Here is a 14,539-nt window from a genome sequence, read left to right as displayed (position 1 = left end):
GATGGCGCCTCGCACGGGAAGAGTACTCAGGAGCGGCCGAGTGAACCAGCCATTGACCGAAGCCCCTCCGGACGTGGATTACCCGGGCCAATTGCCCGAATATTGCGGTGATCTCGGTATCCGCATCGACCGGCAGGGACGTTGGTTCTACCATGGCTCGCCGATCAACCGCAAAGAGATGGTCTGCCTGTTCGCCTCGGTGCTGTACCGGGCCAAGGACGGCGGCTATCTCCTGATCACGCCGGGCGAGATGGGCCGCATCGAGGTGGAGGACGTTCCCTTCCTGGCGGTCGAGATGTTCACCTGCGGCGCGGGACGCGACATGGTGGTCAGCTTCCGCACCAACATGGACGAGATGGTCACGGTGGATACCGACCATCCGCTGAGAATCGCGGAGGTCGAGGGCTCGGGGGAGCCGTCGCCCTACGTTACCGTACGGAACGGGCTGGAGGCGCGCCTCACCCGCTCCGTCTACTACGAACTGGTCGCCCAGGGCTGGGAGGAGGACCGGGAGGGAGAAGCGGTTTACGGCCTATGGAGCAGCGGGAGCTTTTTTCCATTGGGGAGGCTGGACCTTCCCGACTGACGCGCGAGGCGATCGCGCGGCGGCTGACCGACGGGTTCAACCCGCGCGGACGGGGCGACTCGGCCTTGGAAGCGCTGATCCAGGGCGGCGCCGTCCGCCCCGGTGCCGCCACCGGCGACGATGCGCTCACCCCGGCGGCGGTCCTGGTGCTCCTGGTGGAGCGCCCCGAGGGACTGACGGTGATGCTGACCAAGCGCACCGCCCACCTCGCCCACCATCCCGGCCAGATCAGCTTCCCCGGCGGGCGCCTCGAGCCCGAGGACAAGGGTGACTTCACCACCTGCGCCCTGCGCGAGACCGAGGAGGAAACCGGCCTCGACCGCACGAGGGTGCGCCTGCTGGGCCGTCTGGACGATTACGCCACCGGCACCGGCTTCATCATCACCCCGCTGGTGGGGGTGGTCGACCCGCCCTTCGCCCTTTCCCCCGATTCCTTCGAGGTAGCCGAGGTCTTCGAGGTGCCGCTGGCCTTCGTCCTCGACCAGGCCAACCACCAGCTGCAGAGCCGCGAGGTCCGGGGAATGCAGCGGCCCTTCTGGGCGTTGACCTGGCAAGATCACCTGATCTGGGGTGCCACCGCCGGCATCCTGATCAACCTGTTCGAAGTGCTGGTGTCCCGTTATTCCGGCGAGTCACCGGAATGACTCGTATCATTGTCCCTCGCCGGGCGCTCGCCTCCGCGAGCTTGGCCGCCGCCTCAATGGCGGCCGGGTGGCGGCGAGTCACCGGAATGACTCGTATCATCGTCCCTCGCCGGGCGCTCGCCTCCGCGAGCTTGGCCGCCGCCTCAATGGCGGCCGGGTGGCGGCGAGTCACCGGAATGACTCGTATCATCGTCCCTCGCCGGGCGCTCGCCTCCGCGAGCTTGGCCGCCGCCTCAATGGCGGCCGGGTGGCGGCGAGTCACCGCCGTGGCCCGACATGAGTAGAACCCGCCTGCACCTCAATCCCGGCGACCCCATCGGCCTGCTGGGACCGCAGGACTGGATGGATGCCGCCGAAACCCGCGCGGTGGTGGCGGCGCTGCAGGCCGATGGCGCCAAGGTGCGCTTCGTCGGTGGCTGCGTGCGCGACGCCCTGCTGAAGCGGCCGATCCGCGACATCGACATCGCCACCCCCGACCCGCCCGAGCGGGTGCTGGCCCTGCTGGACGATGCCGGCATCCATGCCATCCCCACCGGAATCGAGCACGGCACGGTGACGGCGGTGATCGGCAAGGCCCATTACGAGATCACCACGCTTCGGGTCGACGTGGAGAGCTTCGGCCGCCACGCCCGCATCGAGTACACCGACGACTGGCGGGCCGACGCCTCGCGGCGTGACTTCACCATGAACGCCCTGTCGGCCGATCCCGAGGGACAGGTCTACGACCCCTTCGACGGCATCGCCGACATGGCGGCGGGGCGGGTGCGCTTCGTGGGCCAGCCGGAAAAGCGCATCGAGGAGGACGCGCTGCGCCTGCTGCGCTTCTTCCGCTTCCACGCCCATTACGGCCGGGGCATCGCCATGGAGACGCGGGCGCTCAACGCCTGCCGCCGCATGGCCGGCCGCCTGGAAAACCTGTCGGGCGAGCGGGTGGCGGGCGAACTGGTGCGCCTGCTGCTGGCCGACGACCCCACGCCCTCCCTGCTGGTCATGCACAGCCACGGCATCCTGGCCCACATCCTGCCCGAGGCCCGCGAGTTCGGGCGGCTGCGCACCCTGTGCTGGCTCGAGCGCCGGGGGCTGGTCCGCCCCGAAATCCACCCCGACGCCATCCGGCGCCTGGCCGCCCTGCTGGTCACCGACCGGGCCGGCGCCCTGGCCCTGGGTGACCGCCTCAAGCTGTCGGGTACCCAGAGCAAGCGGGTGGCGGCCATGGCGGCACCGCGGGTTCAGGTGGATTTCACCATGGATGGCCCCGCCACCCGCCGGGCGCTGCGCAAGGTGGGCGGCGAGGAGTTCCGTGACCTGACCCTGGTGGCCTGGGCGGCGCGGCGCACCCTGGAGGCGCGGCCCGACGCCGCCGAAACGGAACGCTGGACCGCCCTGCTGGATGCCGCCCGCGACTGGGAACCGGTGGAATTGCCGGTCAAGGGCCGCGATCTGATGGAGATGGGGGTACCGCACGGCCCCCGCATCGGCGGCCTGCTGGTCGCGGTGGAAGCCTGGTGGGAGGGGCTTGATTACCGTCCCGACCGCGTCCAATGCCTGGACAAGCTGCGGGAGTTGATGGCCGGAGGGCTATAGACCGAAGGCGCCGGCGAATTCCATGTCCGCCTCCAGCCGTTCCAGACCGGCCACCACGCTGCGCCCCATCTGGCGGGCCTGCCGCAACATCTGCTCCAGGGCCAGCTCGCTACACCTCACGCATTGATTGCAACCGCGCCCCGACGCGCAATTGAGCACCTGATGCAGTTCGTCGACGTCCAGGGCAACCGGCCGCGCCTCCCAACTGCACGGACCTTCATTGGGACCGACCTTCGCCATCAGAATAACCTCGCTGGACAATAAAGGGGGAACGGCCGATGGCACGTTCCCCCTTTCACTCTTCCAGGTTATCCCATGGAAAATTTATGGGCACTAGGGCAAGCGTATATGAAACCACCGCGAAAACCGTCGTTTACAATTGGTTCTTCGACGGAAGTGTTAGTGTTGGAACCCTAGCAGACCGAAGTCATACGGCCGTTCCGCCCACCGTCAGGCCGTCCATGCGCAGCGTCGGCTGGCCGACGCCCACCGGCACGCCCTGGCCGTCCTTGCCGCAGGTGCCGATGCCGGGGTCGAGCGCCAGGTCGTTGCCGATCATGGTGATGCGGGTCAGGGCATCGGGACCGTTGCCGATCAGGGTGGCGCCCTTGACCGCCGGGCCGACCTTGCCGTTCTCGATCAGATAGGCTTCCGAGGCGGAGAACACGAACTTGCCGTTGGTGATGTCCACCTGACCGCCGCCGAAATTGACGGCGTAGATGCCGCGCGGCACCGAGGCGATGATCTCGGCCGGGTCCGCGGTCCCGGCCATCATGAAGGTGTTGGTCATGCGCGGGATGGGGGCGTGGGCATAGGACTGGCGCCGGCCGTTGCCGGTGGCGGCGACACCCATCAGGCGGGCGTTCATGCGGTCCTGCAGGTAGCCCACCAGGATGCCGTCCTCGATCAGCACCGTGCGCGAGGTGGGCGTGCCCTCGTCGTCGATAGACAGCGAGCCGCGCCGGTCGGGAATGGTGCCGTCGTCGACGACGGTGACGCCGGGCGAGGCGACCCGCGCCCCGATCTTGCCGGTAAAGGCCGAGGTGGCCTTGCGGTTGAAGTCGCCCTCCAGCCCGTGGCCCACCGCCTCGTGCAGCATGACGCCCGGCCAGCCGTTGCCCAGCACCACCGGCATCTCGCCGGCCGGGGCGGGCACCGAGCCGAGATTGACCGAGGCTTGGCGCAACGCCTCGTCGGCGCAATGATGCCAGTCGGCCAGCCCCATGACGCCGCCATAGGCGATGCGGCCGCCCATGCCGTGGCCGCCGGTCTCCATGCGGTCGCCGTCCCCCAGCACCACGTTGACGCCCAGGCGCACCATGGGACGGATGTCGGCGGCCAGTGTCCCGTCGGCCCGCAGGATGGTCACCGCCTGCCACGACCCGGCCAGCGAGGCGGTCACCTGCCGCACCCGGTTGTCCCTGGAGCGGGTGTAGGAATCGATCTCTTCGAGCAGCCGGACTTTGTCCTCGAAGGGCACCTGGGCCAGGGGATTGACCTCGGTGTACAGCGCCCTGGCGCCGCCGGACGGCGGGGCGGCCATGGTGCCGGAATGGCCGGAGCGCACGGCGCGCACCGTGGCGGCGGCGCGGCGGATGGCCGCCTCTGACAGTTCCGAGCCGTGGGCGTAGCCATGGGCCTCGCCCGCCACTGCGCGCAGGCCGAAGCCCTGGCTGGTGTCGAAGCTGGCGCTCTTGATCTGGCCGTCGTCGAGGACCAGGGATTCCGACTGCCGGTATTCCAGGAACAGTTCGCCGTCATCGGCTCCGGCCAGCGCCTCGGCGACGATGCGCCGCAAACCGTCCGCGTCGAGGCCGGTTTGGGTGAAGAACAGGTCCTGGGCCATGGCGACGTTGGACATAAAGGCTCCTGACGGATGGGGGCGGGTGGTGTAAACCTGGAGAACCAAGCATCTCTTATCGGAGACATATGGGCAATGGTCGAAGGCTTGCCAATCAGGCTCAACGAACACGCCCAGCGGCGCGGTCTGGCCGGCGAGGTCCACGCCCGGCCCTACGAATTGCTCTCCGCCCCGGTGCGCGCCTCGCAATTGGCCATGGTCCACGCCGACCCGGCCGAGGAGCGCGGCCACCTCGCCCGCCTGCTGTCCACCCACGGGGCCGAGCCGCCCGGCGACGGCGCGGGCTATTTCATCCGCGACCTGGGAGGCTTCCGCCTGCGCTGGGAGCGGCATTCCGAGTTCTCCACCTATACCGTCATGCGCTTCGACCCGTTCGAGGACGGCTTCGCCACCACGGCGCTCGACCTGATTCCCGCCGACTGGCTGGAGGCCATGCCGGGCGAGGCCATGACCGCCGTGCATGTGGTGGTCGCCAAGGACCTGCCCGACGACCTGGGGTCGCTGTTCGACGGCAATACCCTGGTGGGCTCCAAGGTGCTGTGGGGGGCGGGCGAGGCCTGGACCGATTTCCGCCTGCACGCCGACGGCTTCAGCCGGGTGGTGCTGAGGGATTGCGGCCTGACCAGGGGCCAGACCGGGCGGCTGGTCCAGCGCCTTCTGGAGATCGAGACCTACCGCATGATGGCGCTGCTGGCCTTTCCCCTGGCCCGCCAGTCGGCTCCCGAGATCGCCCGTATCGACCGCGATCTGGCCGGCATCGTCAGCCAGTTGGCCGACCCCGCCGTACAGCAGAACGACCGCGACCTGCTGGAGCATCTGACCCGGCTGGCCGCCGAAGCCGAGCGTCTGGACGCCGCCACCAGTTTCCGCCTGTCGGCGGCCAAGGCCTATTACGCCATCGTCTGCCGCCGCATCGAGGAATTGCGCGAAGACCGCATCCCCGGCCTGCAGACCTTCGCCGAATTCATCGACCGCCGCCTCGGCCCCGCCATGAAGACCTGCGACTCGGTGTCCGAACGCCAGCAATTGCTGGCCACACGGGTGTCACGGGCCGGCGACCTGCTGCGCACCCGGGTGGACATCGCGCTGGAAGAGAAGAACCGCGACCTGCTCAATTCCATGAACCGCCGCGCCGAGTTGCAACTGCGCCTGCAGGAAACCGTTGAGGGCCTGTCGGTGGTGGCCATCAGCTACTACCTGCTGGGCCTGATCGGCTATCTCGCCAAGGGGCTGAAAGCCGTGGGCCTGCCGGTGGATTACGATCTGGCCGGGCTGATCGGCCTGCCGGTGGTGGCCGGAGCGGTGTGGCTGGGCGTGCGGCGCCTCAGGAAGGCCATCGCCCATACGGGCGAATAAACCCGATCACCTGGGCCAGGGACTCTTGGTGCGGACCAGATCGGCGAAAAGGTCGGCGGGAACCGCCTTGCTGAAGTAGAAGCCCTGGGCCTCGTCCACGTTGTGGGCCTCGAGGAAATCCAGTTGCTCCTGGGTCTCGATGCCTTCCACGTTGACCCGCGTCCCCAGCGAGTGGCCCAGGTTGACGATGGCCTCCACCACGGCGGCGTTGTCGGGATGCAGGCCGATATCCACCACGAATGAGCGGTCGATCTTCAACTTGTCCACCGGGAAGCGCTTCAGGTAGTTGAGCGACGAATAGCCGGTGCCGAAATCGTCGATGGAGATCACCACCCCCATGGCGCGCAGGCCCTGCAGCACCTCGATGGTGGCGTCGACGTTCTGCATGGCGATGCCCTCGGTGATCTCCAACTGAAGCTGGTCGGGCGGCAGGCCGGTCTGATCCAGGATGTCGGCCACCATGGTCATGACGCTCTGGGTCTGCTTGAACTGGGCCGGCGACAGGTTGACGGCGATCTTCAGCGGCTCCAGCCCGTCCTTCAGCCATTCGCGGCCCTGCAGGCAGGCGCGGTGCAAAATCCAGCTACCCAGCGGGCCGATCAGGTCCGAACGCTCGATGATGGGAATGAACTCGCCGGGCGGCACCCAGCCCCGCGTCGGGTGGTTCCAGCGCAGCAGGGCCTCGCAGCCCACGATGCGCCTGGTGGTCATCTCGATCAGCGGCTGATAGTGCAGCTCCAGCTGATCGGTGCCCAGCGCCTGGCGCAAATCGTGCTCGATGATCTTGCGGGCACGAACCTCGGCGTCCATCTGCGCCACGTAGAAGTGGTAGTTGTTCCGCCCCTCGGCCTTGGAGCGGAACATGGCCAGATCGGCGTTCTTCAGCAGTTGGTCGGCGTCGGAGGCATCGTCGGGATAAAGGGTGATGCCGATGGAGGTGCTGGTCCGCACCTCGTGCTCGTCCAGCCCGAAGGGATCATTGATGCCGGCGATGATGCTTTCGGCCACCCGCGACGCCCCTTCCAGATCGTCGAGATTGGTGAGGATCACCGCGAATTCGTCGCCGCCCAGGCGGGCCACCGTATCGGTCTCGCGCACGCAGCGGGTCAGGCGCTTGGCCACGGCGCGCAGCAGCAGGTCGCCCACGTGGTGGCCGAGCGTGTCGTTGATGTCCTTGAACTTGTCGAGATCGAGGAACATCAGCGCCAGTTTCCAGCCCGAGCGCTTGGCCTGGGCCAGACTCTGGCGCAGGCGCTCCTGGAACAGCACCCGGTTGGGCAGGTCGGTGAGCGAATCGTGATGGGCCAGATGCTGGATGCGGGCGGCGGCCAGCTTGCGCTCGGTGACGTCGCGGCCGACCAGCACCAGACCGCGACGGCTGCCATCGGATTTGAACAGCGGAATCTTCAGCATGTCGAAGACCTTGGTGCCCCGTGTGGGAGTCTCCATGGCCTTCTCGTAGCTGAGCGGCTTGCCGTCCTTCCAGGCGCGCTCGTCGGTCTCTTTCGCCGTGGTCAGGAATTCCTGGAAATTGTGCGACAGCCGGGCCAGTTCCTGGCCGGTGCGCCCGACGTAATCCACCCCCGACAGCCCCACCAGATCCAGATAGAACTGGTTGGCCACCAGCCAGCGCCCCTTGCCGTCCTTGAAACAGATCAGGTCGGGCATGGCGTTGATCAGGGTGGTCAGCCATTCCTTCTGGTTCCGCAGCTCGGCCTCGTTGGCCTTGCGCAGCGTGATGTCGTGGCCGATGGCGACGAACAGCCGCTGGCCGCCCAGTTCCATGGAAGCCAGCGACAGTTCCAGCGGAAAGCGGGCGCGGATCTTGCGCACCCCCGTCACCTCGGTGCGGTGGTCCAGGAAGGATGCCGGCTCGGTCAGTTCCGGAATCAGCAGGGTCACCGGCTTGCCGACGATCTCGGGCGGGGCATAGCCGAAGATACGCTCCGCCGACGGATTGTAGGTGCCGATGGCCCCGTCCTCGCCGAAGGTGACGATGGCGTCGGCGGTATTGTCGACGATGGCCCGGTTGTGCAGTTCCGACAGCCGGTAATTCTCGGCCAGCGCCTCCATGGTACGGGCCTGCTGGCGCAGCAGCGCCTCGCGCGATGCCATGCTGGTAACATCGAAGATCTGGATCAGGCAGGTGTGCCGCCCGCCGGTATCCAGCGGCTTGATCACCACGATCTGGTGCATGGCCTCGCGCCGGTCGGGGCGACTGCCGTTCCGCGTCAATGGAAACAGCGTGCGGTTGAGCGACGAGGACAGCATGGCCGACAGGCCGTTGTTCAGCGCCTGTCCGATGGCCTCGGCGACACGGCCGTCGGCCAGCGGGGGGAAGATGTCGGGAATGGTGCGGCCCAACGCCTCGGCGGCGGCGATCCCCGACGCCTCGACCAGCCAGGCATTCCACAAGGTGGTGCGGCCATCGCCGTCCAGCAGAATGAATCCCATCTCCGTGGCGTCGGTCAGGGACCGCAGGAAGGTATCGGAGACGAGCGTGCCCATCTAGCCCCCGATCACGCGGGAGACATAGGCGGAAACCGCCTCGGCGAAGTACCGCGCCGAAACGATGTCCATGACGAAGGCCAGATAGCCCTGCACCCCCTTGGTGGCCAGCGAGAAATCCACCTGCAGGAACATCACCAGCTCGGTGTCGGGATGCTTGGCGTCGAGGATGCGGGCGCCGCGGCCGCGCAGGTAGATGGGCAGGGAACTCTGGATGGTCAGACCCAACTGGTTGGCCAGACTGCCCAGGCAGGCATTGAGGATGACGTTACCCACCTCGAGCAGCGCCTCCTGCTCCAGCTCGGTCAGGGACTCCATGGGCACCGAATCACCCAGCATGGAGCGCACCAGGTCCAGGCTGCGCCGCTCGGGGAAAATCAGCAGGATGTCACCGGAAAAGCTGCTGGAGAAATGCTGGCGCACCGCCACGGAATCGGCGCCGCCGGTGGTGCCGTCCAGCCGCTCCGCCGCCACCGCCGGAGAAAGGAACTCCACGAACGGTACCGACAGAGTGACCTGATCCTGCACCATCCGCGACAGCGAGGCCGCCGCCTGGCCGATGGCGATATTCAGAATTTCCTCGACGGCATCGCGCTCCAGCGCGCCGATGAGTTCAGTCATGACGCCCCGCCCCCGCCGGTCAGGAACTGGACCAGCACCTCGTCCTTCAACGGCTTGGAGATATAGCCGATACCAAGGCGGGCGGCCTCGTCGCGGACCGAATCCTGAATGTTGGCGGTCAGCAGCGACAGGGCCAGCGCCGGAAACTTCTCGTGAAGCAGCCGGGCGGTTTCCAATCCGCCCATGCCCGGCATGTTGACGTCCATCAGGACGAAATCGGGGGCCGACGCGGCGACAAGCGCCAGCGCCTCCTCGCCGGTGGAGGCCTCGATGATGACCCAGCCGGGACAGGATTTCTCCACCACCGAGCGTGTCATCATGCGGGCGACCCGGCTGTCATCGACCAATAGCACGGTGCGGCTCGTCATGAATTTGCTCCGGCAGGCGTTCAGGGATCTTACAAATCTATGCTTGACGCCTTGCCGCGCCGCAAGGGTAAAGTCCAGTTCAAGGCTTGGCGCGGAGAACAACCATGATGATCAGCCACCACGCGGCCCTTATTTACGTCATGGTCATGGTTTCGGCCGCCGACGGAAACATGACCGATCCCGAATTGCGCATGATCGGCGAGATTGTCAATTTCCTGCCCATCTTCCGCGACTACGATCCGGAACTGCTGACGCGGACCACCGCCACCTGCGCCGAAATCCTCGATTCCGACGACGGGCTCAACCGCATCCTGGAGGTGATCAAGGCCTCGCTGCCGCCCAAGCTGCGCGAGACCGCCTACGCCCTGGCCTGCGACGTGGCCGCCGCAGACCGCGACCCCCACCGCGAGGTCATGCGCCTGCTGGAACTGTTCCGCCACCGTCTCGACATCGACCGTCTGGCCGCCGCCGCCATCGAGCGCGGCGCCATGGCCCGCTTCGCCATCCTGCCGGTCCACGCCTGATCGCGGGACCGGCGCGGCGACAGGGTCTTGCAAATCCCCCGGAGCGGCGCTACTTTCCGCCCCTCGGCCGCCCCGTTCGGGCCGGCCGTCGCAATGGGCCGGCGTAGCTCAGTTGGTAGAGCAGCGCATTCGTAATGCGCGGGCCGGGGGTTCGAGTCCTCTCGCCGGCACCATTTTCTCCTAAGAAAACAAACAGTTAGCGTAGCGTCTTGACAGGCGCTCGCTGCTGTTTTGCAATTCGCAGTGTTTTCGCAGTCCGTGTGCGTGTGTCGCATAAATAAACTGCAACTATTACTCTGTGGAGGGCGCTATGGGCCGACCGTCTAAACAGGACTATCGCTATCACGACGACGGGAATGTGGCCCTGTATCGCCGCCCCAACAGCGCCATGTGGTATGCGCGCTGCAAATTGGAGGACGGCACCGCCCTCAATCCGTTCAGTACCGGAGCCGAGGACGAAGCCGAGGCGGTCAAGGCCGCGAGGAAGCGGATCATGTTCGCCCAGGTGGACCAGGAACGCGGCCTTGATCCCGGCGGCAAGACCTTCGCCTTCATCGCCGAGCAATGGCTGAAGATGATGCGCAAGGAGGTCGAGAAAAAGATTTCGACCAAGGCCAAGGTGGATGCTTACGAGGCTATCACGCGCCGCTACCACATTCCCTATTTCAACAAGACCAAGATCACCGAGATCACGCCAAAATCGCTAGCGGCCTATGAGACGTGGCGGGCGGAATACTGGACCTCCGGTCCCGGCGCGGTGGCCGAGTTCGAGACCATCACCCGCAAGGACGGCAAGATCTACAAACGCAAGACCAAGCGGGTGGCGCGGGGCAAGATGGATGCCGAAGACACAGTGCTGCGGCAAATCTTCAAGTTCGCGGTCAAGGAGGAGTATCTGCCGGTAGCCCGCATGCCGACCATCGGCAGCAAGAAGCAGGTGGGCAATGGCACTCAATCCAGCCGCCGTCCGGCCTTCACCAAGGAACAGGCGGGCAAGCTGCTGGACTACGACGCCAACGCCTTCTACCCGATCACCGCCAAGATGGACGCAGCCACCGTAGCGCGGCTGGAGGACGACCGCATGGTGTTCAAGGCGTGGCTGGCACTGATGCTGGGCACCGGCATCCGGCCCGGCAAGGAGCATCACGGCATCAAGTGGAAACACTTCGAGCAGCACGACGACGAGAACGGCAAGAACCACCTGTACCTGACTGTCCAGAAGGACACCAAGACGGGCTCGCGCAACGTCCATGTCGATACCGAGACCTATGCCATATTCCTCGGCACCTATAAGGCGTTCCCCAGCCGGGACAGCGAGATCTTCATGCAGGGCCCAGTCTATGGCACCAAGTTCAAAGCCCCCGACGATTACGTGTTATGCGACCAGGAGACCGGCAAACCGATCCTCCGCTTCGACCGCCAGTTCCACACCATGCTGCGCAATCTCAAGATGGAGCACGACGACAACGGCGACGCCTTCACGCCCTATTCACTGCGCCACACCTGGGCCACGTTGAAGCTGAACGCCGGAATGAACGAACGGCTGGTGGCGCTCAATCTCGGCACCAGCCCCGAAATGGTCCACCGCCATTACGGCCACGACAACACCAAGAGCCGGGCATCGGAGTTCGCCGATGAGTGGCTGGGCAAGGAGGAATAGCCGCTCACGGGTATTGCGCCGACCCGCACCGCCGGGTCAAATAGGGGAGCTTTGGAGCAATACGACATGAATGTGCGGATGACGAAGAAATTTCTAATGTCACTGCCGAGCGGCAACTTCATCGCAAGCAATTGCATGCGCCAGGATGGAATTCCAATAATTGCAGAACAGGTCGCGCCGCTTTCGGAGAGGGAGGCGCAGTGGGGCCGGATCAAAGACAATCGCCTGAGCGGAACGACCTTTTTTGTCTTCCACGACGCGAATACATTCGAGGAACATGTCGCTCTTACGACGACAGAAGCTCAAGCCATCCTTCGACGCCTATAACATGCAGGCCTTCTGGTGCGCCGTCTATAGCCCTGAAAAGAAAAGATAAATCGGTCGTTCTTCTGAAAATTGGCCCATAGCATGTGGTCAATGGCCCCCCAGTGGAGAACGACAAATGTCCACCCTGACCAAGTTGAAGCTCGCCAATGCCTCGCGCAAGCCCGTCGAGGAAACCCCGCAGGAGCGGATGCGCTCGCGCATGACCGAACACCTGACCGAGCAGTTGGCGATGGCCACTGCCCTCGTCGAAAACCGCCCCTATGCGGCCACCCGCACCGTGACCAAGAAGAACGAAGACGGCAGCACGGTGACCGTCGAACGCGACAAGCGCCTGCGCCCCTGGTACTGGCACGACCTGAGCGGCAAGTGGTTCCTCGAACTCCGCTACGCCAACACCGTGCTGAGCCTCACCAAAGACCAGAACGCCATCGAGATCGGGACCAAGGACAAGCTGGTCCCGACGATCCAGACGGTGATCGAAGCCGTGAAGGCGGGCGAGTTGGATGCCGCGATGAACGCGGCGCTGGCCTCGCGCAAGAAGCCCAGCAAGGCCGCCTGACCGTTACCTCGGGTAACGTTTCCCTGCCGTGCGTGGCGACATGCACGGCAGACCCATGGTGGGCCTACCGTGCTGTCGAACGGATTTTGAACGTCCTTACTTCGCTGCCTTCCGAGCGGCGCGCTGCTTTTCCATATAGGCAACGCTGTGTCGGCAATCCCCGTTCCGCTCGTGGTGTTCAAAATGAGGCTCGTTCTGGTCGCCACCGAATGGACGAACGGGCTTGTCACACCCAATGCAGCGGAAATCCGGCTGATCCACGCCCTTTTCTTCCGCCTCCGCCCGGAAGCGCAGTGCCTCTTCAAGGCTGATGTCATTGCCATCAAGCTTGCAGTGGGTTGCCCTCTCGAACTCCATGATCGGTCCCTCCTTTCAGATTGCATCCAGGCCGTCAGGCATAGCCCAGGCGAGGGGAACTGGCAATCGCGGTCCAAATGCTCGGCTGCACGAAATCCTGTGCCAGTACGTTGGTAAGGCTCAACTGCCGTGTGTGGCGACATGCACGGCAGAGCCATGAGGGGAAGGGCCGATGCCTATCGGGCTGATGGCGGAGGAGTAGTCAGTCTACGGAACACCTCTTCCATGGCGGGGGTAAACTCATCCCGCGAGATGTGCGCCTGGGCAAGGGCTAGAAATTGCTTCTTGATGTCGTCGATACCCACGCCGCTTTTCATCCAAAGCTTGCATGCGGTATCCAGCATCTCGATCTGGTCTGTCATCATATCCTCCTGACGGATTGCCCCCTCCCGTGCATAGGCCGTAAGGAAGTGGGGGCGATGTGTGTGCGGTCGTAAATTCGAACCAAGGGGCATTGGCCGGGCTTTGCCGGGCTGCTTTGAGGGCAGCGTTTCGAGACGAAACAGGTTCCGCCGCGCGAAACCTGTCTCATTTTTTATTCCCCCACATCGACCATGATGAGCGGGAAGCGGCTTTGCCAGTGGACGGCATGCTCGGCCAGAAACTTGGCCAACATCCGCTCGCAGGCGGTTCGGGGTTCGAGCGGCACCGCACGGTCATCTATCACGAGCGACTGGCGGTTGGGTGGGGTCAGGACATACATGGTCTATACTTCCTCTTTTCCGGCTCAAAAAGGGACAACCACCATGCTGGGCACCTTGCGGGGCCAGCACTGGGTGACCATCTCGCGAGTGTTCGGGTAACCGCTGCGGTTTAGGCGAAGGCCGTCGTCAGCGAATTTGGCGACCATCTGCTGACGGGCGGCAAGAGCGAGCGGCCCTCGACCGGCCGTGTCGCCGAAGAAGCTCAGAGGCCCCGCAGGAACAAGTTCCTTCAGCACCATGTTCCAGTTCTGGAACACCGCCTGTCCCGACGCCAGCACGTCCAGCGCGAAGGCGTTATCCTCCATGAATGTGAAGGCTGGGTCCTGGTAGATGGGCTTCCGGCCAACCTGCGGAAAGTTGCGGACGAACACCAGCGTGCCCTTGGCTGCAAGCCCTCGCTCGAAGACATGGTTGGTGAAGTAGCCGCTATCGTTCCAGCGGTCCCGGAAGGGCGTCTGCATGGGGTTGATGGGGTAGAACAGCCCGATCTCGTCATAGCTCTCGATCTGGGCCGTCATCTCGGCAATGAAGTCGTAGCCACTGTTGTGGGTGGGGCTGTGGTAGAGGGTCGCGTCATTGTCCATCAGCGCCGCCCAGGGATAGCCGCTGGAATAGAAGTCCTCAAGGCAGATGTTGCGCGCCTCGGCGGGCGGAACGGGTTGGTCCAGGCTGATGTATCGGAGTCGGCCACCGAGGTAATTATGGTATTCGTGCGGTTGGTAGCCCATCGCCAGGACCACAAGCGGGATGTCGGTGTGAGCGGCCCACTCGCCGATCTGACGGTTGTGGAAGGAAAGCCGCTGTCCGCGCAGGTCGTTGTCGGGCAGGCAACTGATAATGTAGCCGATCATGTGCGAGTTCATGTCGAAAGTCCTTGGGG

The 14,539-nt window shown here is 65.0% G+C and carries 17 protein-coding genes and 1 tRNA gene; 9 read left to right on the top strand and 9 right to left on the bottom strand.

What is annotated here, in order from left to right:
• Nucleotides 1–40: 40 nt before the first annotated feature.
• From CP958_RS18935 to CP958_RS18920, 3 genes are all read left to right on the top strand, one after another.
• Complete coding sequence (locus tag CP958_RS18935) at nt 41–586, top strand: DUF1285 domain-containing protein (RefSeq protein WP_347337847.1); 546 nt, start codon at nt 41–43, stop codon at nt 584–586.
• Nucleotides 535–1,230 (top strand): CoA pyrophosphatase, encoded by a 696-nt coding sequence (locus CP958_RS18930; RefSeq protein WP_096703766.1) that lies wholly within the window; start codon nt 535–537, stop codon nt 1,228–1,230. The genes CP958_RS18935 and CP958_RS18930 overlap by 52 nt, the downstream gene beginning before the upstream one ends.
• Before the next feature lie 276 nt (nt 1,231–1,506).
• Nucleotides 1,507–2,814 (top strand): CCA tRNA nucleotidyltransferase, encoded by a 1,308-nt coding sequence (locus CP958_RS18920; RefSeq protein WP_096703764.1) that lies wholly within the window; start codon nt 1,507–1,509, stop codon nt 2,812–2,814.
• On the opposite strand, the gene CP958_RS18915 is transcribed toward CP958_RS18920, so the two are convergent.
• Complete coding sequence (locus CP958_RS18915) at nt 2,809–3,054, bottom strand: hypothetical protein (protein WP_096703763.1); 246 nt, start codon at nt 3,052–3,054, stop codon at nt 2,809–2,811. The genes CP958_RS18920 and CP958_RS18915 overlap by 6 nt on opposite strands.
• Nucleotides 3,055–3,241: 187 nt before the next feature.
• Nucleotides 3,242–4,675, bottom strand: a complete 1,434-nt coding sequence (gene tldD, locus CP958_RS18910) for a metalloprotease TldD (RefSeq protein ID WP_096703762.1) — start codon at nt 4,673–4,675, stop codon at nt 3,242–3,244.
• 75 nt (nt 4,676–4,750) lie between these two features.
• Here tldD and CP958_RS18905 point away from each other — a divergent pair, with 75 nt between their 5' ends.
• Complete coding sequence (locus CP958_RS18905; protein ID WP_096703761.1) at nt 4,751–6,031, top strand: DUF3422 domain-containing protein; 1,281 nt, start codon at nt 4,751–4,753, stop codon at nt 6,029–6,031.
• 6 nt (nt 6,032–6,037) lie between these two features.
• Here CP958_RS18905 and CP958_RS18900 read toward each other — a convergent pair whose 3' ends face one another.
• From CP958_RS18900 to CP958_RS18890, 3 genes are read right to left on the bottom strand one after another with little or no spacing between them, the layout of a single operon-like run.
• The gene (locus tag CP958_RS18900) at nt 6,038–8,539 is read right to left on the bottom strand and encodes an EAL domain-containing protein (RefSeq protein ID WP_096703760.1); all 2,502 of its coding nucleotides are present in this window, start codon (nt 8,537–8,539) and stop codon (nt 6,038–6,040) included.
• Nucleotides 8,540–9,160: a chemotaxis protein CheC gene (locus tag CP958_RS18895; RefSeq protein ID WP_096703759.1), complete on the bottom strand. Its 621-nt coding sequence runs from the start codon at nt 9,158–9,160 to the stop codon at nt 8,540–8,542.
• Nucleotides 9,157–9,528: a response regulator gene (locus CP958_RS18890; RefSeq protein ID WP_096703758.1), complete on the bottom strand. Its 372-nt coding sequence runs from the start codon at nt 9,526–9,528 to the stop codon at nt 9,157–9,159. The genes CP958_RS18895 and CP958_RS18890 overlap by 4 nt, the downstream gene beginning before the upstream one ends.
• A gap of 104 nt (nt 9,529–9,632) precedes the next feature.
• On the opposite strand from CP958_RS18890, the gene CP958_RS18885 reads away from it, so the two are divergent.
• The 5 genes from CP958_RS18885 (at nt 9,633) to CP958_RS18865 (ending at nt 12,598) form a co-directional block, all read left to right on the top strand.
• Nucleotides 9,633–10,052 (top strand): tellurite resistance TerB family protein, encoded by a 420-nt coding sequence (locus tag CP958_RS18885; protein ID WP_096703757.1) that lies wholly within the window; start codon nt 9,633–9,635, stop codon nt 10,050–10,052.
• Between the two features lie 97 nt (nt 10,053–10,149).
• A tRNA-Thr gene (locus CP958_RS18880) sits at nt 10,150–10,225 on the top strand.
• Nucleotides 10,226–10,362: 137 nt separating this feature from the next.
• Entirely contained in the window at nt 10,363–11,712 is a 1,350-nt protein-coding gene (locus CP958_RS18875) for a tyrosine-type recombinase/integrase (RefSeq protein WP_096703734.1), read from the top strand.
• 66 nt (nt 11,713–11,778) lie between these two features.
• A complete protein-coding gene (locus CP958_RS18870) occupies nt 11,779–12,039 on the top strand; it encodes a hypothetical protein (RefSeq protein ID WP_141400579.1) in 261 nt (86 codons plus the stop codon).
• A 115-nt stretch (nt 12,040–12,154) separates the two neighbouring features.
• Entirely contained in the window at nt 12,155–12,598 is a 444-nt protein-coding gene (locus CP958_RS18865; protein WP_096703755.1) for a DUF6641 family protein, read from the top strand.
• 96 nt (nt 12,599–12,694) lie between these two features.
• On the opposite strand, the gene CP958_RS18860 is transcribed toward CP958_RS18865, so the two are convergent.
• The 4 genes from CP958_RS18860 to CP958_RS18850 all read right to left on the bottom strand — a co-directional run bounded on the left by CP958_RS18860 (nt 12,695) and on the right by CP958_RS18850 (nt 14,522).
• Complete coding sequence (locus CP958_RS18860; RefSeq protein ID WP_096703754.1) at nt 12,695–12,955, bottom strand: hypothetical protein; 261 nt, start codon at nt 12,953–12,955, stop codon at nt 12,695–12,697.
• Nucleotides 12,956–13,131: 176 nt separating this feature from the next.
• Nucleotides 13,132–13,320: a hypothetical protein gene (locus CP958_RS18855; protein WP_096703753.1), complete on the bottom strand. Its 189-nt coding sequence runs from the start codon at nt 13,318–13,320 to the stop codon at nt 13,132–13,134.
• A gap of 170 nt (nt 13,321–13,490) precedes the next feature.
• Complete coding sequence (locus CP958_RS26500) at nt 13,491–13,658, bottom strand: hypothetical protein (RefSeq protein WP_170959036.1); 168 nt, start codon at nt 13,656–13,658, stop codon at nt 13,491–13,493.
• 24 nt (nt 13,659–13,682) lie between these two features.
• Nucleotides 13,683–14,522 (bottom strand): hypothetical protein, encoded by an 840-nt coding sequence (locus CP958_RS18850; RefSeq protein ID WP_096703752.1) that lies wholly within the window; start codon nt 14,520–14,522, stop codon nt 13,683–13,685.
• Nucleotides 14,523–14,539 lie beyond the last annotated feature (17 nt).

The sequence above is a fragment of the Magnetospirillum sp. 15-1 genome (assembly GCF_900184795.1).
Lineage (GTDB): Bacteria > Pseudomonadota > Alphaproteobacteria > Rhodospirillales > Magnetospirillaceae > Phaeospirillum.
Note: the sequence above shows the minus strand (reverse complement) of the source record. Positions and strands in the feature narration are given on the sequence as shown.

Excerpts from the sequence above, each read along its gene's own strand:
- CP958_RS18930 (WP_096703766.1), top strand. The coding sequence starts at position 535 with ATGGAGCAGCGGGAGCTTTTTTCCATTGGGGAGGCTGGACCTTCCCGA.
- CP958_RS18920 (WP_096703764.1), top strand. The coding sequence starts at position 1,507 with ATGAGTAGAACCCGCCTGCACCTCAATCCCGGCGACCCCATCGGCCTG.
- CP958_RS18915 (WP_096703763.1), bottom strand. The coding sequence starts at position 3,054 with ATGGCGAAGGTCGGTCCCAATGAAGGTCCGTGCAGTTGGGAGGCGCGG.
- tldD (WP_096703762.1), bottom strand. The coding sequence starts at position 4,675 with ATGTCCAACGTCGCCATGGCCCAGGACCTGTTCTTCACCCAAACCGGC.
- CP958_RS18905 (WP_096703761.1), top strand. The coding sequence starts at position 4,751 with ATGGTCGAAGGCTTGCCAATCAGGCTCAACGAACACGCCCAGCGGCGC.
- CP958_RS18900 (WP_096703760.1), bottom strand. The coding sequence starts at position 8,539 with ATGGGCACGCTCGTCTCCGATACCTTCCTGCGGTCCCTGACCGACGCC.
- CP958_RS18895 (WP_096703759.1), bottom strand. The coding sequence starts at position 9,160 with ATGACTGAACTCATCGGCGCGCTGGAGCGCGATGCCGTCGAGGAAATT.
- CP958_RS18890 (WP_096703758.1), bottom strand. The coding sequence starts at position 9,528 with ATGACGAGCCGCACCGTGCTATTGGTCGATGACAGCCGGGTCGCCCGC.
- CP958_RS18885 (WP_096703757.1), top strand. The coding sequence starts at position 9,633 with ATGATGATCAGCCACCACGCGGCCCTTATTTACGTCATGGTCATGGTT.
- CP958_RS18875 (WP_096703734.1), top strand. The coding sequence starts at position 10,363 with ATGGGCCGACCGTCTAAACAGGACTATCGCTATCACGACGACGGGAAT.
- CP958_RS18870 (WP_141400579.1), top strand. The coding sequence starts at position 11,779 with ATGAATGTGCGGATGACGAAGAAATTTCTAATGTCACTGCCGAGCGGC.
- CP958_RS18865 (WP_096703755.1), top strand. The coding sequence starts at position 12,155 with ATGTCCACCCTGACCAAGTTGAAGCTCGCCAATGCCTCGCGCAAGCCC.
- CP958_RS18860 (WP_096703754.1), bottom strand. The coding sequence starts at position 12,955 with ATGGAGTTCGAGAGGGCAACCCACTGCAAGCTTGATGGCAATGACATC.
- CP958_RS18855 (WP_096703753.1), bottom strand. The coding sequence starts at position 13,320 with ATGATGACAGACCAGATCGAGATGCTGGATACCGCATGCAAGCTTTGG.
- CP958_RS26500 (WP_170959036.1), bottom strand. The coding sequence starts at position 13,658 with ATGTATGTCCTGACCCCACCCAACCGCCAGTCGCTCGTGATAGATGAC.
- CP958_RS18850 (WP_096703752.1), bottom strand. The coding sequence starts at position 14,522 with ATGAACTCGCACATGATCGGCTACATTATCAGTTGCCTGCCCGACAAC.